At 69.8% G+C, this 25,558-nt stretch carries 23 protein-coding genes; 10 read left to right on the top strand and 13 right to left on the bottom strand.

What is annotated here, in order from left to right; all coding sequences use genetic code 11:
• Positions 1-4: 4 nt before the first annotated feature.
• Positions 5-2,620 (bottom strand): chitosanase, encoded by a 2,616-nt coding sequence (locus tag MRBLWH10_RS01630; protein WP_341941414.1) that lies wholly within the window; start codon positions 2,618-2,620, stop codon positions 5-7.
• Between the two features lie 186 nt (positions 2,621-2,806).
• Between MRBLWH10_RS01630 and MRBLWH10_RS01625 the strand changes: the two genes are divergently transcribed.
• A complete protein-coding gene (locus MRBLWH10_RS01625; protein WP_341941413.1) occupies positions 2,807-4,018 on the top strand; it encodes an ROK family transcriptional regulator in 1,212 nt (403 codons plus the stop codon).
• 9 nt (positions 4,019-4,027) lie between these two features.
• Here the strand turns inward: MRBLWH10_RS01625 and MRBLWH10_RS01620 are convergent, their stop codons facing one another.
• The 3 genes from MRBLWH10_RS01620 to MRBLWH10_RS01610 form a co-directional block, all read right to left on the bottom strand.
• Positions 4,028-4,915: a sugar ABC transporter permease gene (locus tag MRBLWH10_RS01620; protein ID WP_105673732.1), complete on the bottom strand. Its 888-nt coding sequence runs from the start codon at positions 4,913-4,915 to the stop codon at positions 4,028-4,030.
• A 1-nt stretch (position 4,916) separates the two neighbouring features.
• Complete coding sequence (locus tag MRBLWH10_RS01615) at positions 4,917-6,521, bottom strand: ABC transporter permease subunit (RefSeq protein ID WP_223585976.1); 1,605 nt, start codon at positions 6,519-6,521, stop codon at positions 4,917-4,919.
• 70 nt (positions 6,522-6,591) lie between these two features.
• On the bottom strand, positions 6,592-7,806 hold the full coding sequence (locus MRBLWH10_RS01610; protein ID WP_223585975.1) for a maltose ABC transporter substrate-binding protein: 1,215 nt from the start codon (positions 7,804-7,806) through the stop codon (positions 6,592-6,594).
• Positions 7,807-7,992: 186 nt separating this feature from the next.
• Here MRBLWH10_RS01610 and MRBLWH10_RS01605 point away from each other — a divergent pair, with 186 nt between their 5' ends.
• Together MRBLWH10_RS01605 and MRBLWH10_RS01600 are read left to right on the top strand one after the other, a co-directional pair.
• On the top strand, positions 7,993-8,481 hold the full coding sequence (locus MRBLWH10_RS01605) for a YajQ family cyclic di-GMP-binding protein (RefSeq protein WP_341941412.1): 489 nt from the start codon (positions 7,993-7,995) through the stop codon (positions 8,479-8,481).
• 480 nt (positions 8,482-8,961) lie between these two features.
• Entirely contained in the window at positions 8,962-9,594 is a 633-nt protein-coding gene (locus tag MRBLWH10_RS01600) for a GntR family transcriptional regulator (RefSeq protein WP_105673752.1), read from the top strand.
• Here the strand turns inward: MRBLWH10_RS01600 and MRBLWH10_RS01595 are convergent.
• From MRBLWH10_RS01595 to MRBLWH10_RS01575, 5 genes are read right to left on the bottom strand one after another with little or no spacing between them, the layout of a single operon-like run.
• Positions 9,585-10,595, bottom strand: a complete 1,011-nt coding sequence (locus MRBLWH10_RS01595; RefSeq protein ID WP_223585973.1) for an alpha/beta hydrolase — start codon at positions 10,593-10,595, stop codon at positions 9,585-9,587. The genes MRBLWH10_RS01600 and MRBLWH10_RS01595 overlap by 10 nt on opposite strands.
• A gap of 23 nt (positions 10,596-10,618) precedes the next feature.
• The gene (locus MRBLWH10_RS01590) at positions 10,619-11,992 is read right to left on the bottom strand and encodes an FAD-dependent oxidoreductase (RefSeq protein ID WP_105673758.1); all 1,374 of its coding nucleotides are present in this window, start codon (positions 11,990-11,992) and stop codon (positions 10,619-10,621) included.
• Positions 11,993-12,048: 56 nt separating this feature from the next.
• Complete coding sequence (locus MRBLWH10_RS01585; protein ID WP_105673760.1) at positions 12,049-13,110, bottom strand: polyprenyl synthetase family protein; 1,062 nt, start codon at positions 13,108-13,110, stop codon at positions 12,049-12,051.
• Between the two features lie 34 nt (positions 13,111-13,144).
• A complete protein-coding gene (locus tag MRBLWH10_RS01580; protein WP_105673762.1) occupies positions 13,145-13,864 on the bottom strand; it encodes a class I SAM-dependent methyltransferase in 720 nt (239 codons plus the stop codon).
• A gap of 9 nt (positions 13,865-13,873) precedes the next feature.
• Entirely contained in the window at positions 13,874-14,461 is a 588-nt protein-coding gene (locus MRBLWH10_RS01575) for a hypothetical protein (RefSeq protein ID WP_341941411.1), read from the bottom strand.
• Positions 14,462-14,624: 163 nt separating this feature from the next.
• Here MRBLWH10_RS01575 and MRBLWH10_RS01570 point away from each other — a divergent pair, with 163 nt between their 5' ends.
• Complete coding sequence (locus MRBLWH10_RS01570; protein WP_105673766.1) at positions 14,625-15,878, top strand: isochorismate synthase; 1,254 nt, start codon at positions 14,625-14,627, stop codon at positions 15,876-15,878.
• Between the two features lie 125 nt (positions 15,879-16,003).
• Here MRBLWH10_RS01570 and MRBLWH10_RS01565 read toward each other — a convergent pair whose 3' ends face one another.
• Genes MRBLWH10_RS01565 through MRBLWH10_RS01555 form a run of 3 tightly spaced genes read right to left on the bottom strand, consistent with a single transcriptional unit; the run spans position 16,004 to position 18,868 of the window.
• Entirely contained in the window at positions 16,004-16,846 is an 843-nt protein-coding gene (locus tag MRBLWH10_RS01565; RefSeq protein WP_341941410.1) for a PPK2 family polyphosphate kinase, read from the bottom strand.
• Between the two features lie 16 nt (positions 16,847-16,862).
• Positions 16,863-18,527 (bottom strand): 2-succinyl-5-enolpyruvyl-6-hydroxy-3-cyclohexene-1-carboxylic-acid synthase, encoded by a 1,665-nt coding sequence (menD, locus tag MRBLWH10_RS01560; RefSeq protein WP_341941409.1) that lies wholly within the window; start codon positions 18,525-18,527, stop codon positions 16,863-16,865.
• Positions 18,524-18,868 (bottom strand): PLD nuclease N-terminal domain-containing protein, encoded by a 345-nt coding sequence (locus MRBLWH10_RS01555; protein WP_341941408.1) that lies wholly within the window; start codon positions 18,866-18,868, stop codon positions 18,524-18,526. Before MRBLWH10_RS01555 ends, menD begins: the two co-directional genes overlap by 4 nt.
• A 72-nt stretch (positions 18,869-18,940) precedes the next feature.
• Here MRBLWH10_RS01555 and MRBLWH10_RS01550 point away from each other — a divergent pair, with 72 nt between their 5' ends.
• Complete coding sequence (locus MRBLWH10_RS01550; protein WP_341941407.1) at positions 18,941-19,345, top strand: hypothetical protein; 405 nt, start codon at positions 18,941-18,943, stop codon at positions 19,343-19,345.
• Between the two features lie 66 nt (positions 19,346-19,411).
• On the top strand, positions 19,412-20,053 hold the full coding sequence (locus MRBLWH10_RS01545; protein ID WP_341941406.1) for a thioredoxin domain-containing protein: 642 nt from the start codon (positions 19,412-19,414) through the stop codon (positions 20,051-20,053).
• Here the strand turns inward: MRBLWH10_RS01545 and MRBLWH10_RS01540 are convergent.
• Positions 20,050-20,775 (bottom strand): GNAT family N-acetyltransferase, encoded by a 726-nt coding sequence (locus MRBLWH10_RS01540; RefSeq protein WP_341941405.1) that lies wholly within the window; start codon positions 20,773-20,775, stop codon positions 20,050-20,052. The two genes, MRBLWH10_RS01545 and MRBLWH10_RS01540, sit on opposite strands and share 4 nt — an antisense overlap.
• 242 nt (positions 20,776-21,017) lie before the next feature.
• Here MRBLWH10_RS01540 and MRBLWH10_RS01535 point away from each other — a divergent pair, with 242 nt between their 5' ends.
• Genes MRBLWH10_RS01535 through MRBLWH10_RS01520 form a run of 4 tightly spaced genes read left to right on the top strand, consistent with a single transcriptional unit; the run spans position 21,018 to position 25,535 of the window.
• Positions 21,018-22,046 carry an LLM class flavin-dependent oxidoreductase gene (locus MRBLWH10_RS01535; RefSeq protein WP_341941404.1) on the top strand — a complete coding sequence of 343 codons (1,029 nt, stop codon included), beginning with the start codon at positions 21,018-21,020 and terminating at the stop codon, positions 22,044-22,046.
• Between the two features lie 31 nt (positions 22,047-22,077).
• On the top strand, positions 22,078-23,274 hold the full coding sequence (locus MRBLWH10_RS01530) for an LLM class flavin-dependent oxidoreductase (protein ID WP_341941403.1): 1,197 nt from the start codon (positions 22,078-22,080) through the stop codon (positions 23,272-23,274).
• A gap of 18 nt (positions 23,275-23,292) precedes the next feature.
• Positions 23,293-24,678 (top strand): NtaA/DmoA family FMN-dependent monooxygenase, encoded by a 1,386-nt coding sequence (locus MRBLWH10_RS01525; RefSeq protein WP_341941402.1) that lies wholly within the window; start codon positions 23,293-23,295, stop codon positions 24,676-24,678.
• On the top strand, positions 24,675-25,535 hold the full coding sequence (locus tag MRBLWH10_RS01520) for a DUF1684 domain-containing protein (protein ID WP_341941401.1): 861 nt from the start codon (positions 24,675-24,677) through the stop codon (positions 25,533-25,535). Before MRBLWH10_RS01525 ends, MRBLWH10_RS01520 begins: the two co-directional genes overlap by 4 nt.
• Positions 25,536-25,558: the final 23 nt, after the last annotated feature.

Genomic DNA, 25,558 nt, shown 5'->3' with positions numbered 1-25,558 from the left:
ATCGTCAGTGGCAGGTGATCGTGTTGGTGTCGAGCACGGTGCCGCCGATGTCGACGAACGAGTGCGTGACCGACGTGTCGGTGAAGTCGAGCTTCGACACCCCGTACGCCGTGTTGATGCGCTTGGCGCTGTTCGCCTTGGTGTTGCCGAAGTCGCGCATCTCATGACCGCCCAGACCGCTGACGATCTGGACCGTGCCCGACGAGGATGCCGCACCAGAGGCGTTCATGGCGTTGAAGCGCTCGTAGTCGTGGTCGTGCCCGCTGAGCACGAGTTCGACGTTCGCGTTCGCGAGCATCTTCCACACCGGCTGGCTCGCCGGCTCGTTGCCGTGATCGCCCGAGCTGAACGCCGGGTGGTGCATGTACGCCACGACGCACTGCTTGGTGTTCGACGCGAGGTCGGCCGCGAGCCAGTTGAGCTGCGCCTGGTCGGTGAAGGTGTTCGAGTCCAGGGCGATGAAGTGCCAGTTCGAGTAGTCGTAGCTGTAGTACATCTTGCCCTGGGGCGTCGCACGGTTGCCGAAGTAGTCCCGGTAGGCCTTCGGGTCGAGGTTGTCGTAGTCGTCGTACGTCTCGTGGTTGCCGGGGATCGGCCAGGTGTTGCCCTTGACCGTGCCCCAGGACTTGGCGTAGACGGTCGAGAAATCGCTCGCCTTCGCGTCGTCGTACTGCATGTCGCCGAGGGTGATGTAGAACACCGGGTTGATCGCCTGCGCACGGTCGAACGTCTCGAAGTGCTTGCAGTCGGAGGGGAACTCCCCCGTCACCTTCTTGCCTCGGGTCGTGCAGCCCTGGCCGGCGATGTCGCCGGCGGCGACCACGGTGAAGCCCGTGCCGGGGTTGGGGGTGCTGCCCGCGGTGCCGTAGGCCTCGACCTCGAACAGCGAGTAGCCGTAGGCGGTTCCTCGTGCGGTGCCGTAGATGCGGAGGTACCGGCCGGTGCCGTTGAGTCCGGTGAACTCGTCGGTGGCGCCGTTGCCCGCGGCCTCGGTGGCGAGAGTGGTCCACGTGGTGCCGTCGGCGGAGAGCTCGATGCGGTACTTGGACGCGTACGCGGCCTCCCACTTCAGGACGACCTTGTTGACCTTCGCGCCGTCACCGAGGTCGATGCGGATCCACTGCGGATCCACGCCTTCGACGCTTGACCAGCGGCTGGTCGCGTTCCCGTCGACCGCCTTCGCCCCGTCGAACTCCGCGCTCTCGACCGAGGAGGTCGTCGCGGGCTTGTTCTTCGAGATGAGGGTGGCCGCCGGGTTCGCCGTGCTGGTCGGTGTCGGGGTCGGCGTCGGCGTGGATGTCTGCGTCGGCGTCGGGGTCGGCGTGGGCGTCGCCGTGGGGGTGCCGCCGCTGGTGAGGGTGTAGGCCTCGACCTCGAACAGGGAGTACCCGTAGGAGGTGCCGCGTGCGGTGCCGTAGATGCGCAGGTAGCGGCCGGTGCCGTTGAGGTTCGTGAACTCGTCGGTGCCGCCGTTGCCCGCAGCCTCCGTGGCGAGGGTGGTCCAGGTGGTGCCGTCGGCGGAGACCTCGACGCGGTACTTGGATGCGTATGCGGCTTCCCACTTCAGGACGACCTTGTCGACCTTGGACCCTGCGCCGAGGTCGATGCGGATCCACTGCGGGTCCACGCCTTCGACGCTCGACCAGCGGCTGGTCGCGTTGCCGTCGACCGCCTTCGCGCCCTCGAAGCCCGACCCCTCAGACGACGAGGTCGTCACGGGCTTGTTCTTCGAGATCAGCGTCGCGGTGCCGGGGTTCTGCGTCGGCGTCGACGTCGGAGTGCTCGTCGGCGTCGGCGTCGGCGTCGGCGTGGTGCCGTCGTCGTTGGGCCAGCGGGGTGTCGGGTCGGTCGGGATGCTGAAGGGGTCGCCGTAGACGGACCAGCTCAGCGGGGTGTTGAGGTTGAGGTTGCCGGCGTTGAGCCAGACGCGCTGCGCGTTCTCGATGCGGCTGACGTCCTCGTGCGCGGCCTCCTTCTTCATCTCGACCACGCGGGCGTCGAGGAAGGCGTTGAGATACGTGGTCTCGTTGCCGCCGGATGCGGGGGTCGTCGCCTTCTTCTTCGCCTGGGTGCGGATGTCCTCCAGGCCGTCGAAGCCGTGCACGACCGCCGCGTCGTAGTAGGCGAACTGCCCGAGCGGGCCGAGCTTGTCGGAGATCGCGAGGTTGACGGACGGGTCGAAGTACTGGACCTTGGTCTCGTCGCGCTGCGCCCGCTGGAACTCGGGCTTCTTGCCCTCCGCCTTCCAGGCGGTCTCGAACGCGGTGCCGAGTCCGGCGTGCGATTCGGTGCCGTCGACGTTGCGCAGAGCGGGGATGTACTTGGCGAGGGGGTTGTTCGGGTACTTCTTCGTGTAGTTCTCGACGAGCACGAGCATGTCGTGCGTGCCCGAGGTGAAGCCCACGATGCCGCCCGTGTATCCACGTCCGTCGTCGATGTCCTCGATGTAGTCGTAGTAGTCGTACCAGTTCAGGTGCGAGTTCTCGGCGGAGGTGATGATCTCCTGCGCGATCTCCCGCTTGACGGGGTCGCGCAGCGAGAGGGGGGTCGCTGCCTGCGCCGAGGTCGCCACGAGCCCGGTGAGGGGTATGACGATCGCGGCTGCCAGCAGCGCGAGCATTGGTCGACGTTGACGCATGGTTCCTCCGATGGGGGTCGGTTCAGAAAGTTAGGAAACATTCTTTACGAAGAGTTATACCCCAGTCGCCTGCCGTGCGCAATGGTCGGATGATTACTTCTTCTCGCGTTCATTGGTCGTCAAGGTCTGTACGATTCGGAGTACCCGACCACGAACATCGAGGACTCCGTGCCCACTGCCCCGACCGGAACCAGCGTCGTCAGAGCGATCAACGCGCGCGCGGCGCTGCGGCTCCTGCTCGATCTCGGCCCGCTGAGCCGCCCCGAGATCGCCGCCCATCTCGCCGTGTCGAAGCCCACGGCATCCCACCTGCTCATGCAGCTGCGCGACAGCGGCCTGGTCAAGAGCGAGGGCAACCGCGACGGCGCCATCGGACGCGCCGCCGAGCTCTTCAGCGTCAACGAGAAGGCCGCCTACACCGCCGCCGTCGACGTGACGCCCGAGCGCATCGCGACCGTCGTGGTCGACCTCACCGGCAGGAAGGTCGGAGAGTTCGCGCTGCCGACCCCCGAGGGCGACGTCAGCGACCCGACCCTGCAGGTGCACGAGGCGCTCAGCGGCGCGTGCGCCCCGATCGGCGTGGATCCGTCCGACCTGCGCCGCGTCGTCATCGGCATCCAGGGCGCGATCGACCCGACCTCCGACCGCCTCCGCTTCGCGTCGCACCTCCCTGGATGGCAGCGCGCCGGTCTCACCGCCGCCCTGCAGGAGCGCATCGGCGCCCCCGTCGACATCGAGAACGACGTGAACCTCGTCACGATCGCCGAGCGCGCCCACGGCGTCGCGACGGAGAACGACAGCTTCGCGGTGCTCTGGGTCTCGGACGGCATCGGCATGGGTCTGATGTTCGGCGGACGCGTGCACCGTGGCCTCACGGGAGGCGCGGGCGAGATCTCCGACCTGCCGCTCCCCGGAGCGCCGGTCGGCAGCCTGACCAACGAGTTCGGCGCGAGCGGCATGCAGGCTCTCGCCGGCGCACCCGCGCTCGGCCGCGTGCTCGCGGAGCACGGCTTCGACGCGGCCACACCGGTGGATGCGGTGGCGGATGCCGTCGCCGCAGACGGCGACGCGGCGTCAGCGGCCCTCGACGAGATCGCCAGCCGACTGGCGCTCGGCCTGTCTGCGGTGGTCGCGATCGTCGACCCCGACCTCATCGTCCTGGCCGGCGACTTCGCCCTCGCGGGCGGGGAACGCCTGCGCAGCCTGGTGCAGCACCATCTGCATGCCGCCGTCGTCGCACGGCCTCCCGTGCTGCTCTCGGCGCTGGACGAGAACCCGGTTCTCGACGGCGCCCTGCGCCTGGCGCTCGAGCGGGTGCAGGACGAGGTGCTGAGCACCGTGAGCGGCGGCCAGTCGAAGCCTGCGGGCGACGACGACTGACCCGCCGCGTCAGCCCTTGGTCGCTCCGGCGGTCAAGCCGCCGACGATGTACCTCTGCAGGAACAGGAACAGGATCATCACCGGCACGGCCGCCATCACGGCGCCGGCGGAGAAGGCCGACCAGTCCGCGTAACGGGGGTTCGCGACGAGCTTCGTGAGACCGACGACGAGCGTCTGCTTGTCGACGTCGACGAGCATGATGCTCGCGATCACGTACTCGTTCACCGTGCCGATGAACGACAGCAGGGCGACCACCGCGAGGATCGGCGCCACCAGCGGGAGGATCATCGTGAAGAAGATGCGCGCGTGCCCGGCGCCGTCGATGCGCGCGGCCTCGTCGAGCTCCATCGGCAGCGTGTTGAAGAACCCGTACATCAGGTAGGTGTTCACGCCGAGAGCGCCGCCGAGGTACACGAGGATCAGGCCGGTGTGCGTGTTCAGGCCGATCGCGGGGAACCAGTCCCCCAGCGTGGACATCAGCAGGAAGATCGCGACGACCGCGAGCAGCTGCGGGAACATCTGCACCACGACGATCGTGACGAGGCCGATGCGGCGCCCGGCGAATCGCATGCGCGAGAAGGCATATGCCGCCAGGGCGCCGATGAACACGGTCGATGCGCCCGTCACCACGGCGATGACGAGGGTGTTCAGGAACCACAGGCCGTAGGGGTTCTGCGGATCGCTGAGGATGCGCACGTAGCTGTCGATGCCGATCGCGGAGAACAGCTGGTTGGATCCGGTCAGCGTGCCCTTCGGGTTCAGCGATGCGGAGAACACGTAGAGCAGCGGGAACAGGGCGAAGGCGCTCACCACGATGGCGACGACGTGGCGCCATCCGGTGTCGGCGAACCACGCGCCGAGGCTGCGCTTGCGCGGAGCGAGGATGTCGGTGCTCATGTCAGTTCAGCTCCTCGAGTGCCTTGGTCTTGCGGAAGCTGATGATCGAGATCGTCGCCACCACGATGAAGATGAGGATGGTGAAGGCGGAGGCCAGACCGTAGTCGCGGTTCTGACCGGTGAAGGCCACCTTGTAGACCATCGAGATGAGGATGTCGGTGTGCCCGACCGGGATGCTCACGTCGTCGAAGCGGGGACCGCCCTTGGTGAGCATGTAGATCAGGTTGAAGTTGTTGAAGTTGAACGCGAAGGACGAGATCAGCAGCGGCGCCACCGTCACGAGCAGCAGTGGCAGCTTGATGCGCCGGAAGACCTGCCACGGGTTCGCGCCGTCCATCACCGCCGCCTCGTTCACGTCTTCGGGGATGCCCTGCAGAGCGCCCATGCAGACGAGGAACATGTAGGGGAAGCCGAGCCAGAGGTTGACGATCAGCACCGACACCTTGGCGAGGTTCGGGTCGGTGAGCCACGGGATCTCCGCGCCCCCGAAGATGACCTGGTTGATGAAGCCGAAGCTCTCGTTCATCATGCCCGCCCAGACCAGGGCGGAGAGGAACGCGGGGAACGCGTACGGGAGGATCAGGATGATCCGGTAGCCGTTGCGGAACCGCATCCGGGTGTTGTTGAACACGAGCGCGAGAAGAAGACCGAGGAAGAACGTCGACGCCACGGAGACGAGGGCGAACACGAACGTCCAGATCGTGACGGAGATCAGCGGGCCGCGGATGGACTCGTCGGCGACGGCGCGCACGAAGTTGTCGAAGCCGACCGTCGTCTGCCATCCGGGGAGCAGCTCCTCGCCGCTGTCGGAGGTGAACGCGCCGGTGCCGACGTCGGAGTAGACCGTGTCGGTGTCGGTGTCGGTGATGGTGTCGGCATCCGCGTCGTACGCGAGCGTCGAGACGTACAGATACCCCTTCTGCCCGTCTGGCGCCCGGAGGCTCCCGTCGTTGGGGTCGTCGCTGAACGGCACCGAGAGCTTCTCCAGGACGCTCGAGAGCGTGAAGACCTTGGCGAGAGGGAGCGTGGTCCAGCCGTCGACCGAGACGGCCCTGTCGCCGTCGAACTCCGCGTCGACCTCCTGCAGCGGCTGCTCGGCGGTGCCGAGGAGCGCATCGCCGGAGTCGGGGTCGGTGACCAGGAGGCCGTAGGTGCCGAACTGTTCGACGACGGTCACGGGGTAGGTGGGCGAGTCCTCGACGCGCTCCTGCGCGGAGGCGAGCAGCGAGGAGATCGCCTGGTCCTTGGTGCCGTTGTGACCGGTGCCGTAGTTCGTGAAGCCGATGTACCCGGTGTAGAGCAGCGTGAACACCTGGAAGATGATCAGGAAGATGATGCCGGGCGTGAGGTACTTCGCGGGGATCCGCTTGCGGGAGAAGTAGATCCAGTTGACGAGGACGGCGACCACGACCACGATGCCGAGGATCAGCCATTCCTGGTGCGTGAAGAGCACGTAGGCCGCGTAGAGCGCGATCGCGTCGACGATGGCCAGCAGCAGGATCTTCAGCAGCATCCAGCCGATCGGCGTGGACGCCGCTTCGGCGATCTTCGCGGCCTGACGCTGGCGCTTGGTCGGAGGAGCCGTGGGCTCGGCAGTGTCTGTCATCTCGTCCCCGTCGTGGAGCTGCCGGGGCGGACGGTGACGTCCGCCCCGGCAGGATGGTGCTGGGTGTGTCTTACTTGATGGCCGCGGTCACGTCGTCGACGAGCTTCTGCCACGTCGTCTTCGGGTCTGCGCCGTTGATGATGGCCGCCTCGGCGACGCCCCAGAACTGCCACACCGAGCCCATGGCCGGGATGGCCGGCATCGGGACGGCGTCGGCGCCGACGGCCTGGAAGCCGGCGATGATCGGGTCGGATGCCGCCTCGTCGGCCGCAGCGGTGAGCGCGGGCAGCACGTTGCCGGCCTTGAAGAGCTCGAGCTGGACGTCCTTGGTGCCGAGGTAGTTGACGAGGAAGTCGTTGGCCGCGACCTTGTTCTTGGACTCGGCGCTGACGAAGAAGCCCTTGACGCCGGCGAACGGCGACGCGGTCTCGCCGGTGGGGCTGGGGACGGGGTCGATCGCGACGTTGATGCCGGCGTCGACAGCCGCGCCGACGTTCCACGGGCCGGTGAGCCAGAAGGCGGCGGTGCCGTCGAGGAACTGCTGCTTGGCGATCTCGCCGTCGATGTCGGTGTTCAGCGTGCCGGTGCCGTTCTTGCCCTTGGCCGCGAGCCAGTCGGCGAAGGCGAAGCCGCCCTCGCTGCCGAGCTGGAGGTCGGTCGGGTCGTAGCTGCCGGAGTCGTCGGTGCCGAAGACCGGGGCGCCGAACGCCGTCTGGAACGGGTAGAGGTGGTACGGGTTGCCCTCGGCGCCCTGCTCGACGACGAAAGTGCCCTTGGAGAGCATGTCGTCGAAGCTCGTCGGAGCCGTGGGGACGAGGTCGGCGTTGCGCAGCACGGCGATGTTCTCGACCGCGTACGGGAGCATGTAGACGGTGCCGTCGTAGGTCGCTGCCTGGAGGGCGACGGGCAGGTAGTCGGATGCCGAGTCGCCGAGCTCCAGCGGGGCGATGACGCCGTTGGTGGAGAGCTCGCCCAGCCAGTCGTGCGCGCCCATGACGACGTCGGGGCCCTTGCCCGTCGGCACCTGCTGGATGAAGTCGTCCTTCATGTCGTCGACGGACTTGCCGACGAGCTTGACCTTGACGCCGGTCTTCTCCTCGTAGGAGTCGGCCGCGCCCTGCAGCGCGTCGACGCGCTCGGAGTCGACCCACACGGTCAGGGTGCTGCCTGCGTCTTCGCCCTTGGACGAGTCGCCGCTGGTACCGGTCGAGCAACCGGCGAGCGTCAGGGTCGAAACGATGGCGATCGCGCCGACGGCAGCGATGCTCCTCTTGTTCACCTTCATTGGTGTGAGCCTCTCTCAGTGCTGTGGCCTGCGGTACTGCAAGCGCTTACAGTATGCACCGGGATCGTCGTGATCCGCAATGAAAAAGTGCGTCGATACCAACCTGTGACCGTGTCGTTGCGCGCTGATCAAGATGAAAGCGCTTCCAACTCCCCTGGAAATGAGGGTGTCGGTAGACTTCTCCCTATGGCTGACAGTTCCTTTGACATCGTCTCGAAAGTGGATCACCAGGAGGCGCAGAACGCGCTCAACCAGGCTCACAGGGAGATCGAACAGCGCTACGACTTCAAGGGCACCGGAGCATCGATCGCGTGGAGCGGCGAGCAGGTGCTGATCATCGCGAACACCGAAGAGCGCGCCAAGGCCGTGCTCGACGTGTTCCAGTCGAAGCTCATCAAGCGCGGCATCTCGCTGAAGAGCCTGGAGTCGGGCGAGCCCTTCGCCAGCGGCAAGGAGTTCCGCATCGTCTCCTCCCTCAAGGACGGCATCTCCTCGGAGAACGCGAAGAAGATCAACAAGATCATCCGCGACGAGGGCCCCAAGGGCGTCAAGAGCCAGATCCAGGGCGACGAGCTGCGCGTGCAGTCCAAGAGCCGCGACGACCTCCAGTCGGTGATCGCGCTCCTCAAGGGCGCCGACCTCGACCTCGACCTGCAGTTCATCAACTACCGCTGACGCGCAGACGACACCGGCCGGATGCCGAGGGGTGAGCCCCGGCATCCGGCCGACGTCGTCTACAGGAGGGAACAGCTGGCTCCGCTGCGCCTATGGAGGGATCCCAGCGATCGCATACTGATATACGGGTTTAGTTGCTCAAGACTGGAAGCTGTCGCATCCGGAAGCGACGAACGATGTTCGCGTGCACGACGCGCTGCCGATCTCGGATTCGCGTTCTCGGGATCGCGGATCCTGCCCTGTGGGGACCGGGCACCCGACAGCTCCGTGCATGCCCATCGCCTGTGGTCGGCGGGCGTCCCGAACGCCCGCCGACCACAGAAATGATTTTTACGAAATATCAGGGGAAAACCCGCGCGCAGACGTAATCCGAGCGCCTGCGCGTGGAGTGTTGGCATCCGGCCGCAGTTCGTGATGTAGTTGCCCTCCGGGCACATCATGGGGGCGTCCGGGATCTGGACATGCAACTGGGGGCAATCCATGAACGGAAAGCGTTCGAACAGCACCATCGGCGAGAGCAAGCAGCTGCTCGCTGAAGAGGTGTTCCAATACATCGCAACGCAGATCGTCAACGGCGATCTGGCACCGGGGCACCGCATCCGCGACGTGGAGGTCGCCGACGAGCTCCACGTGTCGCGCACACCCGTGCGTGAAGCGCTGCAGCGCCTCGAGCGCCTAGGCCTGGTGACGATGTACCCGAGCAGGTACACGGAGGTCACCGCGGTCACACCCGAGATCGTGGCGCAGACCCTCGAGTTCGCCGGGTACCAGGCGGGCGTCGCGGCGCGCATGGGCGTCGCGCGCATGACCGAGGTGGAGCGCGAGCACGTGGCCGGCCTCATCGAGAAGATGTACGAGGCGCAGGAGCCGCGCAGCATCTCCGAGTCGCGGTGGGCGGTGTTCTCCTACCTCAGCGATCGCAGTGCCAACGCTCAGCACCGCGCGCTGATCCAGGACACGGGCATGGCACTGTTCCGCAACCTCCGGGACTGGCAGATCCCCCAGGAGGACGAGGAGCGGATGCAGCAGGTCTACCGCGACTTCCGCGACGCCGTGCTGAGCGCCGACGGCGACAGAGCCGAGCAGCTCACCCGCGCGATGCACTACGTCTGAGCCGCTGCCCACCCGCTGACCCAGCGGCCGAGACGCCGGTACGCGTCCTCGCGCGCCTCATGACGCGAGAGGAAGACGTCGTGCAGGGCGCCGTCGATGCGCTCGACGGTGACCGACGGTCCGAGCTTCAGCGCCGCGCGGGCGATGTCGTCGACGACGAGCACCGTATCGGCCCGCGTGAGGTCGTCCGACCACCTGGTCGGAGTCGCGGACCGCGCCGAGAGCAGCACGCAGACCGGCTCCGCGATCGTCAGGCCGGCGGCCACGGTCGTGTGCCCCCGGAGGATCGCGTGGAACCACCCCGCGTGCACCGCCATGGTCTGCACGGGGCGCCAGTCGAGGTTCACCTCGACCGGGTCGTCGGGATCGGCGACCTCCTGCTGGGCACGGGTGTAGAAGCCGAGGTCGACCTGGGGAGCCACCTCGCGGGGAGCCCACCGCGCCTGCAGCTCCGCCACAGGGGCGATCAGCGGGCGCACGGAGGCCACCTGGAACTCCAGCCAGGGACTGTTCAGGATGACGGCGTCCGCACTCCCCTGGTGACGTGAGGCCCACAGGCTCAGCGTCAGCCCACCCGTCGAGTGCCCGAACAGCACCAGGCGACGTGCGGATGCCGCGCCATCCGCCCCGCGACCCATCGCGTCGAGAGCGGCGGCGATGTCCTCGTCGTAGGTCGCGAGATCGGTGATGTATCCGGGCGTCTGTCCGGGTCGCAGACTGCGGCCGTACTTGCGCAGGTCGAGCGCGTAGAACCGCGCACCCCGCGCCGTCCAGAACCGCGCGAGGCGCTTCTGGAAGAAGTAGTCCGACCACCCGTGCACGTAGAGCACATCCACGTCCTCCAGCGGACGGCGGCGTCCGAGCATCCGCTCCCACCACCCCGCCTCGATCGGCAGCGCCCTCACCAGGGTCGCGACGACCGGCCCCTCGTCGTCGTCGCCGAGTTCGAGCGTCAGCTGCGCGAACTCCTCTCCGAGGACGTCGGGAATCCAGTCAGCCATGCCGCCAGGCTAGCCGACGCGGTTCACTCGCCCCGGGAGACCCGCACCATCTCGTCGCGCGGCACGACCTTGACACGGGCGCGCTCCTGCGGGGCGCCCAGGGCGATCTCGTGCTCGTCGAGGCGGTGCCAGCCCTCGAGGTCCGTCCACTTCACGCCGCGCTCGGAGAGCAGCGCCGTGATCGCTTCCTCAGATGGATCCTCCGGCTGCCACCATGAGCCCTGGTCGTTGATGATGTGGCGCACGGTCTCCATGGCGTCGGACTTCGTGTGGCCGATGAGGCCGACGGGTCCGCGCTTGATCCAGCCGGTGGCGTAGATGCCCGGCACGCGCTGGTTGGAGTCCTTCGCGAGCACCTGGCCCTCGCGGTTCGGGATCACGCCGTGCTTCTTGTCGAACGGCACGCCGGGCAGCGGCGAGCCGAAGTAGCCGATCGCACGGTACAGCGCCTGCATCGGGACCTCGCGGAGCTCTCCGGTGCCGACCGCGCCGCCCTGACCGTCGGGCTCGGTGCGCTCGTAGACGAGAGCGGCGACGCGGCCGTTCTCGTCGGTGCGGACCTCGACGGGGCGGGCCCAGAAGTGCAGGTGCAGGCGGCGGGATGCCGTGCCGCCGGCGTTGTTGACCGAGTCGCGCTTGCGCCACGACTGCAGCACGCGATCGATGACCATGACCTGCTTGTTGCTGGCGATCGCGTCCTTCGACGCCTCGTCGTAGTCGAAGTCCTCGTCGTAGACGACCATGTCGACGTCGCGCAGCTCCCCGAGCTCGCGGAGCTCCAGCGGCGTGAACTTCACCTGAGCGGGACCGCGGCGACCGAACACGTGCACGTCGGTGATCTCGCTGGCCTTGAGGCCCTCGTAGACGTTCTCCGGAACCTCGGTGACGAGCAGGTCCTCCGCGTGCTTGGCGAGCATGCGGGCGACGTCGAGCGCGACGTTGCCGTTGCCGAGGACGCCGACGGATGCCGCGTCCAGCGGCCACTCGCGCGGCACGTCGGGGTGTCCGTCGAACCAGCTCACGTAGTCCGCCGCGCCGTAGGACGCCACCGCGTCGCTGCCGGGGATGTCGAGCGAGGTGTCGCGGATCGCACCCGTGGCGAAGATCACGGCGTTGTAGTGCTTCTTGAGATCCTCGAGGGTGATGTCCTCGCCGAATCGGACGTTGCCGAACAGTCGGATGTCGCCGCGGTCGAGCACATCGCGCAGCGCCGTGATGATGCCCTTGATGCGGGGATGATCCGGGGCGACGCCGTAGCGGACCAGGCCGTACGGCGCGGGGAGCTGCTCGAACAGGTCGATCGAGACGTCGAACTTGCGCTCCGCCTTCAGCAGGATGTCGGCGGCGTAGATGCCCGCGGGGCCGGCACCGACGATGGCGAGTCTGAGCTTGGTCATGGGTGTCCTTTCGTCACGCCCGGCGATCCGGGTGCGGCCGCGCGGAGCGGCGAGGGTCAGCTGGAGCGTTCGGCCAGCGACTCGGCGAAGCGCGTGAGCGCGTCGCGGACCGTGCCCTTCGGCAGCGGCGCGAGCGCGTCGATGGCGTCCTGCGTCCAGGAGAGTGCGAGCTCGAGGGTCTTCTGCGTCGAGGCGTGGTCGCGCAGCTCGGCCAGAGGTCCGTCGAGGATCGAGGGGTCGGCGCCGTCGGCGATGAGGGCGACCCCCTCGTCGATCCGGGCGGCGAGGTCGGCGGATGCCGCGTCGGGCTCGGCCTTCAGCAGCAGGTACGGCATGGTGGGGACGCCCGCGCGGAGGTCGGTCCCCGGCACCTTGCCGGTGTCTTCGGGCTTGGCCGAGAGATCGATCACATCGTCGAGGAGCTGGAACGCCACGCCGATCTTCTCGCCGTACACGCGCATCGGCTCCTCGTACTCCGCGGAGGCGTTCGAGAAGATGACGCCGGCCTGCGTGGCGGCGGCGATGAGGGATCCGGTCTTGTCGGCGAGCACCTGGATGTAGAACTCGATGGGGTCGTCGCCGGGCTGGGCGCCGATCGTCTCGTGCATCTGGCCGAGCACGAGCCTCTCGAAGGTGTCGGCCTGCAGACGGATCGCACGGTCGCCGTGGCGGGCCATGAGCTGGCTGGCGCGGGAGAACAGGATGTCGCCGGTGAGGATGGCGATGTTGTTGCCCCACACGGTCTGCGCCGCGGGCACTCCACGGCGCCGGTCGGCGCCGTCCATGACGTCGTCGTGATACAGCGAGCCGAGGTGGGTGATCTCCAGCGCCTTGGCGATGTCGATCACGGCCTCCGTGCTGCCGTCGCCGAGCTGGGCGGCGAGGAGGGTGAGCACAGGGCGGATGCGCTTGCCCCCGGCCTCGTACAGGTAGCGGCTGGTCGCGTCGGCGAGCGGGTCGGCGACGCGCACGTCCTCGGCCAGTCCGGTCTCGACGAGCTCGAGTCCGTCTTCGATGGCGCGCGCGACACGGCGAGCGGCGGGTCCGATGAAGACGCGGTCGCTGAAGCCGAGACGGCTCGCCAGTCGCGAACCCGGGGCGATGGGGCTCGAAGTCACGAACCCAGCCTACCTGCGCGGCGCGACCCCTCGATCATTCGGGCTTGCGGGCACGGTGCAGGGCCACGATGCCGAAGGAGAGATTGCGGTACGCGACATCCGTCCAGCCCGCCTCGCGGATCCAGGCGGAGAGCCTGCGCTGGTCTGGCCACTCGCGGATGGACTCGTTCAGGTAGTCGTAGGCGTCGCCGTTGGTGCCGGCGACGCGCGCCACCCGCGGGAGCACCTGCGCGTTGTAGAAGCGGTACGCACCCCGGAACAGCTTCCGTGGCGGGGTGGAGAACTCGTTGATCACGAGCCTCCCGCCGGGTTTCGTCACGCGGAACAGTTCGCGCAGCGCCTTCTTCGGGTCGTTCACGTTGCGCAGCGAGTACGACATCGTGACGGCGTCGAACTCGGCATCCGCGAAGGGCAGGTCGGTGGCGTCCGCCTCGACGAACGACAGGTTGCGCATGCCGCCGTGCCGACGCTTGCCCTCGGCCAGCATGCCGGGAGAGAAGTCAGCGGCGACGACCTCGGCGCCGCTGCGGGCGAGGGAGGCCGACGACGAGGCGGTGCCCGCGCCGAGGTCGAGGATGCGCTCCCCCGGCTTCGGGGCGACGGCGCGCGTCGTCGCGGCGCGCCAGAGTGCGTCGTTGCCGACCGTCATGGCCGTGTTCGTGCGGTCGTATCCCGCCGCGACCTGGTCGAACATGCCGCTGACGCGGGCGGGGTCCTTGCCGAGATCTGCGCGGTTGGGCTCGTTCGGGGTCACGGGTTCAGTCTAGGCGCGCCCGGCTGAGCGCCCGCCCTGCCCACCAGGCCCGAGGTCGAGCGCGGCGAGGCGGTCGAGCCAGGCATCCGCCGTGGCGTCGTCGAAGGGCGGATGCTGCGCCCGCACCCCCTCCTCGAGATCGAGCGCGAGCGCCTCGAGGTGGGCCATGACCGCGGGCGGATAGCCGTACTCGGCGCTGTGCTCGGCCCACTCGTCACGATCGTCGACCCAGGTGCCGCGCTCCCCCGTCACCCGCACGACATCGAGGTCCATGTCGATCCCGGTCACGAGAAGCGGGTCGTCGGACCAGTGCACGTCCCAGCCCAGATCGATGTAGATCCGCATGCCCTTGGGGTGGTCGCGATTCACCGTGAGCGCGAAGTCCTCTCGACCGGCGGGGACGAGAGTGACATTGAGCCCGTCCGCCGTGAACTCGCGACCCGGACGAGCACTCCGCCAGCCGACCGGCTGTCCGATCCAGTCGCCCCATCGGTCGGAGCCGAGGTACACGCACTCGTGCCGCCAGTGCGGGGAGCCGTCCCACTTGCGCCACTGCATGATCATCTCGGTGCCGGGTGCGGGGCGTGCATCGCTCATGCCCTCAGCGTATGCGCCCCCACCCCCACGCCCGCCGCTGCGCCCCCCGCCGTGCTCTCGTGCCCGTGGAGTTGGGCGAAGACACCTGGAGGACGAAGCGGACAGACGCGGAGACGTGGCGCGGGCGGGGAGACCGCCCGGACCGACGAACTAGGCTGGAGGGGTGAGCACGAGGCTGGTCGTGGAGACCCGCGAGATCGACCCGGTCGAAGACCCCCTGGCGTACGCCGACCCCGCGGACCCGCTCGCGTGGCTGCGCCGCGGCGACGGGATCGTCGCCGTCGGATCCGGTGTCGTGGAGAGCATCCGCATCCCGGCCGGCCGTGGCCCGCTCCGGTCGGCGATCGCCGCTCGACTCTGGCGCGATCTGGTGCAGGATGCCGAGATCGACGATCCCCTCGGCCTCCCCGGTACCGGACTGGTCGCCTTCGGCGCCCTCTCCTTCGATGAGGACTCCGCCGTCGACAGCATCCTCGTCGTGCCCTCCGCCGTCATCGGCCGTCACCGCGGCCGCACCTGGCTGACCCGCATCCGCAGCTCGTCCGACCCGGCGACGTCCGCGGACCCCGAGCCCCGGGAGTACGGGCCGCACTGGGCGGGAACGGTCGGACCGGGCGCGCAGAGCCCCCAGGGATACCAGGACTCCGTGCGGCAGGCGCTCGGCCGCATCGCCGACGGCGAGCTGAGCAAGGTCGTGCTGGCGCGCGACCTCACCGGCAGCATCCCCGCCGGATCCGACCTGCGCCGCCTCGTGCGTGCACTGTCGAGTGGATACCCCGACACCTGGGCGTTCGCCGTCGACGGGCTGATCGGTGCGAGCCCGGAAACCCTCGTGACCGTGCGGAGCCGCACGGTGACCGCACGGGTTCTGGCCGGCACCATCGGGCGCGGCGCCGATGCGGATGCCGACACCGCTGCCGCCGCATCGCTGGCGTCCAGCACCAAGGACCTCGACGAGCACGAGTACGCCGTGCAGAGCGTGCTCGCGTCTCTCCGACCACACACCAGGGCGCTGGCTGCGAGCGAACAGCCGTTCCTGCTGAAGCTCCCCAATCTGTTCCACCTCGCGACCGACGTCGAGGGGGAGCTGGCAGACGGCGAGTCCGCGCTCGACCTCATCGGCGCGCTGCATCCGACCGCCGCCGTCGCCGGCACGCCGACCCCCGACGCCATCGCCGCGATCCGCGAGCTCGAACCCTTCGACCGCGGCCGCTACGCCGGACCGGTCGGCTGGGTGGATGCCGCAGGCAACGGCGAGTGGGCGATCGCGTTGCGCTGCGCCCAGTTCGAGACCGGCCCCGACGACATCGCCGTCACGGCGTACGCGGGTGCGGGCATCGTCGCCGGTTCCGACCCGGAATCCGAGCTATTGGAGACCAGGGTGAAGTTCCGCCCTCTGGTCGATGCCCTCGCCTGAGCGCGTTCACAACTCCTCACAGAACGCGGGGAAACCGCCCGACCGGACCGGATCCGGCCCTCTGAGGAGGATTCTTGAGGAGTTGTGCACCGCGTGCGCGCCGGCCGCTCCGGGCACGCCCGGAATCAGCTCGCGGCGAGGCGCTTCTTCTCGGCCTCGACGTCGAACTCGGCGGCCGGCCACTGCGGATCGATGTCCTCCAGCGCCGCGAGCAGCAGCTCCTGCACGGCGAGCCGGGCGTACCACTTGGCGTTCGCCGGAACCACGTGCCACGGGGCGACCTCGGTCGACGTGCGCTCGAACACGGTCTGATACGCGGCCATGTAGTCGTCCCACCGAAGCCGCTCGTCGACGTCGCCCGGGTTGTACTTCCAGTGCTTGTCCGGGCGCTCCAGCCGCTCCATGAGCCGCGCCTTCTGCTCGTCGCGCGAGATGTGCAGCATGACCTTGACGATGCGGATGCCGGAGGCCGCGGCCTCCGCCTCGAAGTCGTTGATCGCCCCGTACCTGCGCTCGATCTCGTCCGGCTCCGCCAGCGCGCGCACGCGTCCGATCAGCACGTCCTCGTAGTGCGAGCGGTCGAACACCCCGATGAAGCCGGGTTCGGGCAGGCGCTTCTCGATACGCCACAGGAAGTCGTGCTCCCGCTCCTCCGCGGTCGGCGCCTTGAACGCGGCCAGCGAGACGCCCTGCGGGTCGACCCCGCCGACGACGTGCCGCACGATGCCGCCCTTGCCCGCGGAGTCCATCGCCTGCAGCACCAGCAGCACGGCATCCTTCGCGACCCCCGCACGGCTCTCCGCGAACAGCCGTTCCTGCAGGTGGTTGAGGTCGTCGAGTCCGGATACCAGGGCGTGCGCCCCCTCGGTCTTGCCACCGGAGAATCCGGGCTTGCCGTCGGGGTCGACGTCAGAGAGGCGGAACCCCTCGCCGACCTGCAGCTCGCGTGTCCAGGCGTGTGCGTTCATGCACACATCATGCCAGTCAGCGCGGCAGCGGCACCTCGATGAGCTGACGCCCTCCCGACGGGGCGGTGAGCACCTGGTCGAGCGCGGAGCGCGTCGTGACGCGGTGGTGTTCCCAGCCGTACGCGAGGGCGAGCTGCTCGAGCTGCACGGCGTGCGGCGTGTAGAAGGCGCGGTCGAGGTCGGCGGCAGGTGCGGATGCCGCGACCTCCAGTCCGTCGAAGATCGTGCCGCCGCCGTCGTTGCCGACGATGACCTGCAGCCGGGGCGCGGTCTCGTCCGGTGGCAGCAGCAGCGCCCCCACGTCGTGCAGGAAGGCCAGGTCGCCGAGCAGCACGCGGGTCACACCGTGCGCGCCCTCGGCCTGACTGGCCACGGCGATGCCCGTGGCGGTGGCGATCGTTCCGTCGATGCCCGCGAGCCCGCGGTTGGCGTGCACGGGCACCTTCTTGCCGCCCAGCACGGCGTCGGCGACGCGCACGAGCCGCGACGACCCGAACACGAGCCGGTCGTGCGGCCAGGTCGCGCGCCACACGGCGTCGGCGAGCAGCTCGCGATCGAGCGGGCGACGCACGGCGGCGAGCTCGGCCCGCACCGCGTCCCTCCGCGCCGCGACGTCGGTCGAGGCGAGTCCGTCGGCATCGGGGGCCCGCTCGCTGAGGTCGATCGCGAGGGAGGCGGATGCCGTGAGCCACGCGCCGAGCCAGTCGCGATCCGGCTCCCCCGGGGCGACGACGACGGATGCCGCGGGGCGCGTGCGTCCGTTGAGGTCCAGATCCTCTCCCCCGTGCCGCACGGCGACGACGTCGACGTCGGTGCGGGAGAGCAGGCGCGACACCTCTCGGCTGAGCGTGGGGTGGCCGAGCACCACGGCGCGCTCGATGCGCCCGCCGAGCTCCGGCTCGCCGAGAAGCGCTCGGTAGCCGTGCACGAGCCGCCTGCCGAAGCGGGCGCCGCTGACGATCTCGGCGATGAGCGGCCAGGAGCCCTCGTGGGCGATCTCCTCGGCGCGCGGCCCGGCGTCGGCGCCGGCGATGACGACCGTCCGCGGACCGCGTTCGAGGACGATCGGCGTGCCCTCGCCGTGGCGCGGGGCCTCACCGGGGTCGACGTCGATGACCGGGGACCCGCTCGACAGCGGCTCGCGGGTGGGGAGGTTCAGGTGCACGGGGCCGGCGACGCCGGGGAGTCCGTGCGCGGCATCCCCGCCCAGGGCGGTCGCGACGGCCGCGGAGGCGAGCCCGGTCCAGTCACCGTCTCCCGGCACCGGCGCATCGAGCTGCGCACGCACGAACGGCCCGAAGATCCCCGGCTGGATCGTCGCCTGGTTGGCACCGACTCCGCGGAGCTCCGGGGGCCGGTCGGCCGTGAGCAGGAGCATCGGCACGCCGGAGTGGAAGGCCTCCATGACCGCAGGCAGCAGATTCGCGACGGCCGTGCCTGAGGTGCAGACGACAGCGGTGGGCACGCGGGTCTCCCGCGACAGCCCGAGTGCCGTGAACCCGGCGACGCGCTCGTCGATGCGCACATGAACGCGGAGCACCCCGCGTCCGGCGGCGGCCACCGCGGCGAGCGCGAGCGCCTGAGAGCGGGAGCCCGGTGAGAGCACGAGATCGCGCACGCCGTGCGCGATGAGGTCTGAGATCAGGGACGCCGCGGCATCCGTCGCAGGAGACGACGTCACGGACGCGCGTCCGTCGCAGTCCCGTCGCCCTCGTCCTCGAGGCGTGCGAGCTCCGCCTCGAGCTCGGCGATGCGGGCGTCCTGCTCCTTCTTGTCGATGCTGCGCAGGAAGGCGGGGTCGTCGTCGGGAGCGAACACCCTCGCGGAGCGATCATCACCACGGCGCCGGCCGAGCGCGAACCACAGCACGCCTCCGACGACGGGGATGAGGACGACGATGGCGATCCACCCCGACTTGGGCACACCGCGGTGCCGCGTCGCCGGCTGCACTGCGCAGTCGACGATGCTGAACACCCAGAAGACGGCGGCCAGGAAGCCGCCGACGATCAACAATCTCGCCACGTCTTCAGTGTAGGCGCGTCGGCTGAGCACCGGCCCCTGTCCGCAGAGGCGGCGTTGCTAGACTGCCCGGCGATGCCCCGTCTGTCGTCGCCGCCCCGGACCGAGCGAATGCTGATCGTCAGGATCGCCAGCGCGCTCGGGCTCGCACTGCTGCTCGTCGTCGGGGCCTGGTCGTCGTCGCACGGCGAGAGCGACGCCCACGCGACGCTGTGCGTCGCGGCGGACGCACCGGCGGGGACCGCCGCGGCCGATCACCACGGCCCGACGACGGCGGACGTCCTCACCTCGGATGCCGGCCTCGGCGTCGTCGCGGTGATCTGCTGCTTCCTGCTGGTGCTCCTGGTCCTGCGCGTGGCGGCCGACAGGCTGGTCGTCACCACCGGCGTGGCCGTGCGCGCGCTGCTGCCGAGCAGAGCCGGCCCCCGTCTGCACGTCCCCGCCCTCACCCTCACCCAGCTCTCCGTCTCGCGAACCTGAGCCGCGCCGCCGCTCTCTGCGGCATCCGCTGTGCTCACCCCTGTTCGTCCTGTGTTCGGAGACCCCATGAAGACCTCGTTCAAAGCCCTCATCATCACCCTCGCCGTCATCGTCCTCGTCGCGATCGGCGCCATCGTGTTCGCCCTCAATCAGCGCGCGTCCACCCCGTCGGGAGACGGCGAGACCGTCCGCACCGACTCGCACGTCCTCGACGACGCCGGAGAGGGCGCCGTGACCCTCGTCGAGTTCCTCGACTTCGAGTGCGAGGCGTGCGGCGCCTTCCACCCGATCGTCGAAGACCTCCGCGAGAAGTACGACGGCGAGATCACCTACGTCGTGCGCTACTTCCCGCTGCCAGGTCACATCAACTCGACCCAGGCGGCGCTGGCCGCCGAGGCCGCGGCGCAGCAGGACCGCTTCGAGGACATGTACACGATGCTCTTCGAGACCCAGGCAGAGTGGGGCGAGAAGCCCGTCGAGACCCCCGAGGTGTTCCGCGGGTTCGCCGAGCAGCTCGGTCTCGACCTGGCCGCGTACGACGAGGCGGTCGCAGATCCGGCGACGCTCGCGCGCATCGAGGCCGACAAAGCGGACGGCGTCGCGCTCGGCGTGCAGAGCACCCCGTCGTTCTTCCTCGACGGGACGCAGCTCGAGCTGACCGCCTGGGGCGACCTGGAGGCCGCGATCGAGAAGGCCGTGAACGGCTAACCGGCGAGGGCCCGGTCGTCCGCGTCCACGGGGGTGCGGACCGAGAGGAAGGTGGTGCGCCGTCGGAGCGTGAAACCCAGACGCTCGTAGACGCGGATCGCCCCCGTGTTCGTCGCCGCCGCGTGCAGGAGCGCCCGGTCGCCTCGTTCCTGGATGTGGAACGCCACGTCGAGCACCAGCCGCGAGGCCAGGCCCTGTCCGCGGTGCTCCGCGTCGGTGGCGACGGCGCTGATCTCGGTCCACCCCTCCGGATGCAGCCGCTCACCCGCCATCGCGATCAGCCTGCCGTCGCGGCGGATGCCGACGTACCGGCCCAGCTCGTGGGTGCGCGGACGGAAGGGCCCCGGCTGGTTGCGTTCGACGAGCGCGAGCATCTCGGGGACGTCCGCGGCGCCGAGCAGCACCGCTTCCTCATCGGGGCGGGGGCGCAGCGCATCCGTCTCCACCAGCTGCACGCCCGCACCGCGTCCGAGCTCCTCCCACCCCTCCGGCAGTTCGGGGTCGGCGGCGGAGATGCCCACCTCCTGTCCTGGACCCACCAGCTCGGTGAGCTCCTGCCAGACGTGCGGATGCTCCCAGGTCCGCACCGCGACGAACGGAGCGACGTCGGCCGGGTAGCGGCGCACCAGGTCGCCGCCGACGGCGAACGAGGCGTGCGGCCCCGTGAGGGCGTGCCACGCGGGGTTGTCGAGGACGTGGTCGTCGGTGGGTGCGTGCGTCATGGGACCGGTCCGTTCGTGAGGGGCTCTCGGGGTGGCGTGCACCCACGTTAGGAGCAACACGGGTCGGCTCCGTCGTATTGCCTCCGTCCTGTGTCGCCCGGTGACGTCTCGCGTCACCGCTTAACCGTCGGGGTCGGGCGGTGACCGTGGGCGACAGCGCGTGACCGTCGCGTTGGCGGCTCCGCGGCGCGGTGAGAACATCGCCCATCGGCACTCCACGTCGCAGGGAAGGACCCGCACCGATGACCGCACACCCGCACGGCCACACCATCTCCGAGGCCGGGTTCACGCTCGCCGGCAATTATCCGGAGGCGGATCCGTCCGGAGGTCTCGAGGAGACCCTGCGGCTGTTCGAGTTCGCCGAGGAGATCGGGTTCCAGGTGGCCGGCATCCGCCAGCGGCACCTCGAACGCGGGGTCTCCTCGGCGCTGACCTTCCTCGCCGCCGCGACGCAGCGCACCGACACCATCCGCCTGGAGACGGCGGTGGTGCCGCTCGGCTACGAGACGCCGTTCCGGCTCGCCGAGGACTTCGCGACCGTGGACGCGCTGTCGGGCGGCCGGCTCAACGTGGGCATCAGCTCCTCGGCGCCGCACGGCGACCTGCTCCGCCACCTCGGCCGCGGCGAGGACGAGGCCGTGGATCCGTACGAGCTGATCTCCCGATTCCTGGAGGCCGTGGAGGGTCGCGCACTGGGTCCGGACATCCCCACGCCGTACGGGCCGCAGACACCCCGCGTGCAGCCGCACATCGCGGATCTGCGCGACCGCGTCTGGCTCGGCGGCGGCTCCGCCCGCTCGGTGCACTGGGCCGCCCAGCGCGGACTCAAGCTCCTGCTCGGCAACATCACGGCGAGCGCATCCGGAGACGACTTCGAGACCGCCCAGCGCGCGCACATCGACGACTACTACGCGCATCACTCCGGTCCCGGCGCGCCGTCGGTGGGGGTCGAGCGGGTGATCCTGCCGCTCGACAGCGCCACCTCCTCGCAGCGCGCGCGGTACACGGCGTTCGCCGAGAGCCGCCAGGCGCGCACCGAGGCGCCGGTCGGCGGCCACGTCTTCCAGCGCGATCTGTTCGGCACCGCCGACGACATCGTCGAGCGCCTGCTCGCCGACCCTGCGATCGACGGACGCACCGAGCTGCGCATCGCGCTGCCCTATGCGCTCGCCCTCGACGACTACCGGCAGATCCTCTCCGACATCCGCCACGCCGTCCTCCCCCGCCTCGGCTGGGTGCCGGCGGCATCCGCCCTCGTCCCCTCCTCCTGACATCCACCGCCTGAGAACTGGAGCACACACAATGAGTTCACGACTGCGCATCGGCGTCGCCCTCGAGGGCGCCGGCTGGCATCCCTCCGCCTGGCGCGAGCCCTCGTCCCGCCCGGCCGAGCTGTTCACACCCGCGTACTGGGTCGACCTCGTCCGCCTCGCCGAGGAGGGCCTCCTCGATTTCGCGACCATCGAGGACTCGCTCGCGCTGCAGTCCTCCGAGCAGGGCCGACCGGACGACCGCACCGACGAGGTGCGCGGGCGCCTGGACGCCCTGCTGATCGCATCGCGGGTGTCGCCGGCGACCTCGCGCATCGGGCTCATCCCCACGATCACCACCACCCACACCGAGCCCTTCCACGTCTCGAAGGGGGTCGCAACCCTGGACTACACCAGCGAGGGGCGCGCGGGGTGGCAGGTGAAGGTGTCCGGTCGCCACGACGAGGCGGCGCACTTCGGCCGACGATCGCACCCCGGCGCCGATGCGGCGTGGGGCGAGCCGGCGTTCGACGCGCTCGTCGCCGAGCTCTTCGACGAGGCCGCCGATTCCGTCGAGGTCGTCCGCCGGCTCTGGGACAGCTGGGAGGACGACGCCGAGATCCGCGACGTCGCCACCGACCGCTTCCTCGACGCCGACAGAGTGCACGAGGTCGACTTCGAGGGGCGCTGGTTCAGCGTCCGCGGGCCGTCGATCACGCCGCGCCCGCCGCAGGGGCAGCCCGTCGTCGTGGCCCTCGCCCATGCGGAGGTGCCGTATCGCCTGGCGGCACGGTCGGCCGATGCGGTCTTCGTGACCCCCGCGGATGCCGCGCACGCCCGGTCGATCCTCGACGAGGTCGCCGCGGCCGAGGAGGCCGAGGGGCGGACGGGCGAGCGCCTGCGGATCTTCGCCGACATCGTCGTGCTCCTCGACGAGCCGGGTGGCGAGCGCGCCGCCGATCGACTGCGCAGGCTCGACGCCCTCGGCCGGCCCCTCACGAGCGATGCGCGGATCTTCACGGGCTCGGCCGCCGAGCTCGCCGAGCTCATCGCGCAGCTCGGCGCCATCGGCTACGACGGCGTGCGACTGCGCCCCGGCGTGCTCACCGACGATCTCCCGCGCATCGCGGGAGATCTCGCAGAGGAGCTGCGGTCGCGCGGGCTGTTCCACGAGTCCTACGAGGCCGACACCCTGCGGGGGCTGCTCGGGCTCGCCGAGACCGTCCCCAACCGCTACGCCATCGCCTGAGAACCCGGAGGACACGACATGACCACCAGACCGCGCACGCAGATCATCCTCGCCGCCTACGTCGGCGGTGTGAACGAGCACACGCTGTGGGAGCACCCGGATGCCGGGAGCCAGATCGACTTCGCGACGTTCCGACACGTCGCCCAGACCGCCGAGCGCGGCCGCTTCGACTACTTCTTCCTCGCGGAGGGCCTCGCCCTGCGCGCCCGCGCCGGGCGCATCTTCGACCACGACATCGCCGGGCGCCCCGACACGCTCCCCGTGCTGGCCGCCCTGGCCGCGGTCACCGAGCACATCGGCCTCGTCGGCACGCTGAACACGACGTTCAACGAGCCCTACGAGCTGGCCAGGCAGATCGCCAGCCTCGACCACCTCTCCGGGGGCAGGGCGGGGTGGAACGTCGTCACGTCGTTCGACGCGTTCACCGGAGCCAACTTCCGTCGCGGCGGATTCCTCCCGCACAGCGAACGCTACGTCAGGGCGGAGGAGACCGTCGCCGCGGTCCGACGCCTGTGGGACTCGTGGGCGCAGGACGCGATCGTCGCAGACAAGGAGTCCGGTGTGTTCCTCGCGGATGCGGATGCCGGCGCCTTCGCGCAGAGCGGCACGCAGTTCGACATCTCCGGGCGGTTCACGGTGCCGCGCAGCCCGCAGGGCCGCCCGGTCATCGTGCAGGCGGGCGTCTCCCCGCAGGGGCGGGACTTCGCGGCATCCACGGCCGATGCGATCTTCTCCCCCTATGCGACGCTCGCGGAGGGCAAGGCGTTCTCCGCCGACATCAGGGAGCGCGCCGCACGCTTCGGCCGCGGGCCGGACGAGATCAAGATCCTGCCCGCCGCGGGGTTCGTCCTGGGCGATTCGCAGGCGGATGCCGAGGAGAAAGAGCGTCACATCCGCGAGCAGCAGCTGACGGACAAGACCATCCAGGTCACGTTCGAGCAGGTGTGGAATCGCGACCTCTCGGCGTACGACCCCGACGGCCCCCTGCCCGACGTCGACCCCGACCCCCAGGCGCCCGCCATCATCCAGGGCCGTGCGTTCGTGTTCCAGGACCGCATCGAGACGGTGCGCGCGTGGCGTGAGCTCGCCGAGGCGAAGGGGCTGACCCTGCGCGGGCTCGCCCACGAGATCGCCGGCAGGGCCGGGTACGTGGGCACGGCCGCGCAGGTCGCCGACCAGCTCGACACGTTCGTGCAGGAGGGCGGAGGCGACGGCGTCGTCCTCGGCTCGCACCTGGTGCCGTCGGGGCTCGACGAGTTCGTCGACCAGGTGGTCCCGCTGCTGCAGGAGCGCGGATCGCTGCGCGCCGACTACGAGGGCACGACCCTGCGGGACAACCTCGGCCTTCCGGTGCCGGAGCGCACGGGGCAGCTGCTCTCGGCGGGGACGGAGAGCGCGCGATGAGCATCCCCGCGACGATCGATGCCGCGGCCTTCACCCGGGAGTGGGAGGACTGGCACGCCGCGCATGAGCGCCGGCGCGCCGATCCGCACGGTTTCCTCGCCGTGACCGGGCTGTTCTGGCTGTCGGAGGAGCCGACCGCGGTGCCGGGTCTTCCCGGGCTGTGGAGCACCGGCGCCGACGGCCCCGCGGTCGAGCTCGCGCACGACGAGGAACTGATCGTCGAGGGCGCGACCGTGGGAGGCACGCACCGCTTCGGCCCGATCGCCGAGCGGGACGGCGTCACGGTCGGCTTCTCCGGAGGCGTCGTGGAGGTCGCCACGCGCGGCGGCCGCGGCATCCTCCGCCCCCGGCGGTCGGACGTCGCATTCCTGCGCGCGTACGCGGGGACCCCCGTCTATCCGGCCGACCCCGGCTGGCGCGTTCCCGCACGGTTCGTGCGCTTCATCGCGCCGCGATCGATCGAGGTGGGAGCCGCGGTCGACGGTCTGAGCCACGTGTACGACTCCCCCGGCTATGCGGAGTTCGCGATCGACGGGGAGGTCTTCCGTCTGCTCGCCTTCCCCGGACATCGGCCGGGCGAGCTGTTCATCCTCTTCACGGATGCGACGAGCGGCGTGACCACCTACGCGGCGAACCGCACGGTGACGATCGACGTGGCGGACGACTCCGACGACACGGTGATCGACTTCAACCGGGCCGTGAACCTCCCGTGCGCCTACACGGACTTCGCGACCTGCCCGCTGCCGCCGGCGGAGAACCGTCTGCGCATCGCGGTCGAGGCCGGCGAGAAGACGCCGAGCGACCGGGTGGAGGGTGTCTTCTCCGCCACGGGGATCGTGCCGTCCGGTCGACTCTGACGGAGAACGGAGAGGAGGACCTG

This window comes from Microbacterium sp. LWH10-1.2 (assembly GCF_038397765.1).
In the GTDB taxonomy this organism is placed as follows: domain Bacteria; phylum Actinomycetota; class Actinomycetes; order Actinomycetales; family Microbacteriaceae; genus Microbacterium; species Microbacterium natoriense.
The sequence above is the reverse complement of the archived record's forward strand: the minus strand, read 5'-3'. Positions and strand labels throughout refer to the sequence as shown.

Excerpts from the sequence above, each read along its gene's own strand:
- MRBLWH10_RS01630 (WP_341941414.1), bottom strand. The coding sequence starts at position 2,620 with ATGCTCGCGCTGCTGGCAGCCGCGATCGTCATACCCCTCACCGGGCTC.
- MRBLWH10_RS01620 (WP_105673732.1), bottom strand. The coding sequence starts at position 4,915 with ATGAGCACCGACATCCTCGCTCCGCGCAAGCGCAGCCTCGGCGCGTGG.
- MRBLWH10_RS01615 (WP_223585976.1), bottom strand. The coding sequence starts at position 6,521 with ATGACAGACACTGCCGAGCCCACGGCTCCTCCGACCAAGCGCCAGCGT.
- MRBLWH10_RS01610 (WP_223585975.1), bottom strand. The coding sequence starts at position 7,806 with ATGAAGGTGAACAAGAGGAGCATCGCTGCCGTCGGCGCGATCGCCATC.
- MRBLWH10_RS01605 (WP_341941412.1), top strand. The coding sequence starts at position 7,993 with ATGGCTGACAGTTCCTTTGACATCGTCTCGAAAGTGGATCACCAGGAG.
- MRBLWH10_RS01600 (WP_105673752.1), top strand. The coding sequence starts at position 8,962 with ATGAACGGAAAGCGTTCGAACAGCACCATCGGCGAGAGCAAGCAGCTG.
- MRBLWH10_RS01595 (WP_223585973.1), bottom strand. The coding sequence starts at position 10,595 with ATGGCTGACTGGATTCCCGACGTCCTCGGAGAGGAGTTCGCGCAGCTG.
- MRBLWH10_RS01590 (WP_105673758.1), bottom strand. The coding sequence starts at position 11,992 with ATGACCAAGCTCAGACTCGCCATCGTCGGTGCCGGCCCCGCGGGCATC.
- MRBLWH10_RS01575 (WP_341941411.1), bottom strand. The coding sequence starts at position 14,461 with ATGAGCGATGCACGCCCCGCACCCGGCACCGAGATGATCATGCAGTGG.
- MRBLWH10_RS01565 (WP_341941410.1), bottom strand. The coding sequence starts at position 16,846 with ATGAACGCACACGCCTGGACACGCGAGCTGCAGGTCGGCGAGGGGTTC.
- MRBLWH10_RS01550 (WP_341941407.1), top strand. The coding sequence starts at position 18,941 with ATGCCCCGTCTGTCGTCGCCGCCCCGGACCGAGCGAATGCTGATCGTC.
- MRBLWH10_RS01545 (WP_341941406.1), top strand. The coding sequence starts at position 19,412 with ATGAAGACCTCGTTCAAAGCCCTCATCATCACCCTCGCCGTCATCGTC.
- MRBLWH10_RS01540 (WP_341941405.1), bottom strand. The coding sequence starts at position 20,775 with ATGACGCACGCACCCACCGACGACCACGTCCTCGACAACCCCGCGTGG.
- MRBLWH10_RS01535 (WP_341941404.1), top strand. The coding sequence starts at position 21,018 with ATGACCGCACACCCGCACGGCCACACCATCTCCGAGGCCGGGTTCACG.
- MRBLWH10_RS01530 (WP_341941403.1), top strand. The coding sequence starts at position 22,078 with ATGAGTTCACGACTGCGCATCGGCGTCGCCCTCGAGGGCGCCGGCTGG.
- MRBLWH10_RS01525 (WP_341941402.1), top strand. The coding sequence starts at position 23,293 with ATGACCACCAGACCGCGCACGCAGATCATCCTCGCCGCCTACGTCGGC.
- MRBLWH10_RS01520 (WP_341941401.1), top strand. The coding sequence starts at position 24,675 with ATGAGCATCCCCGCGACGATCGATGCCGCGGCCTTCACCCGGGAGTGG.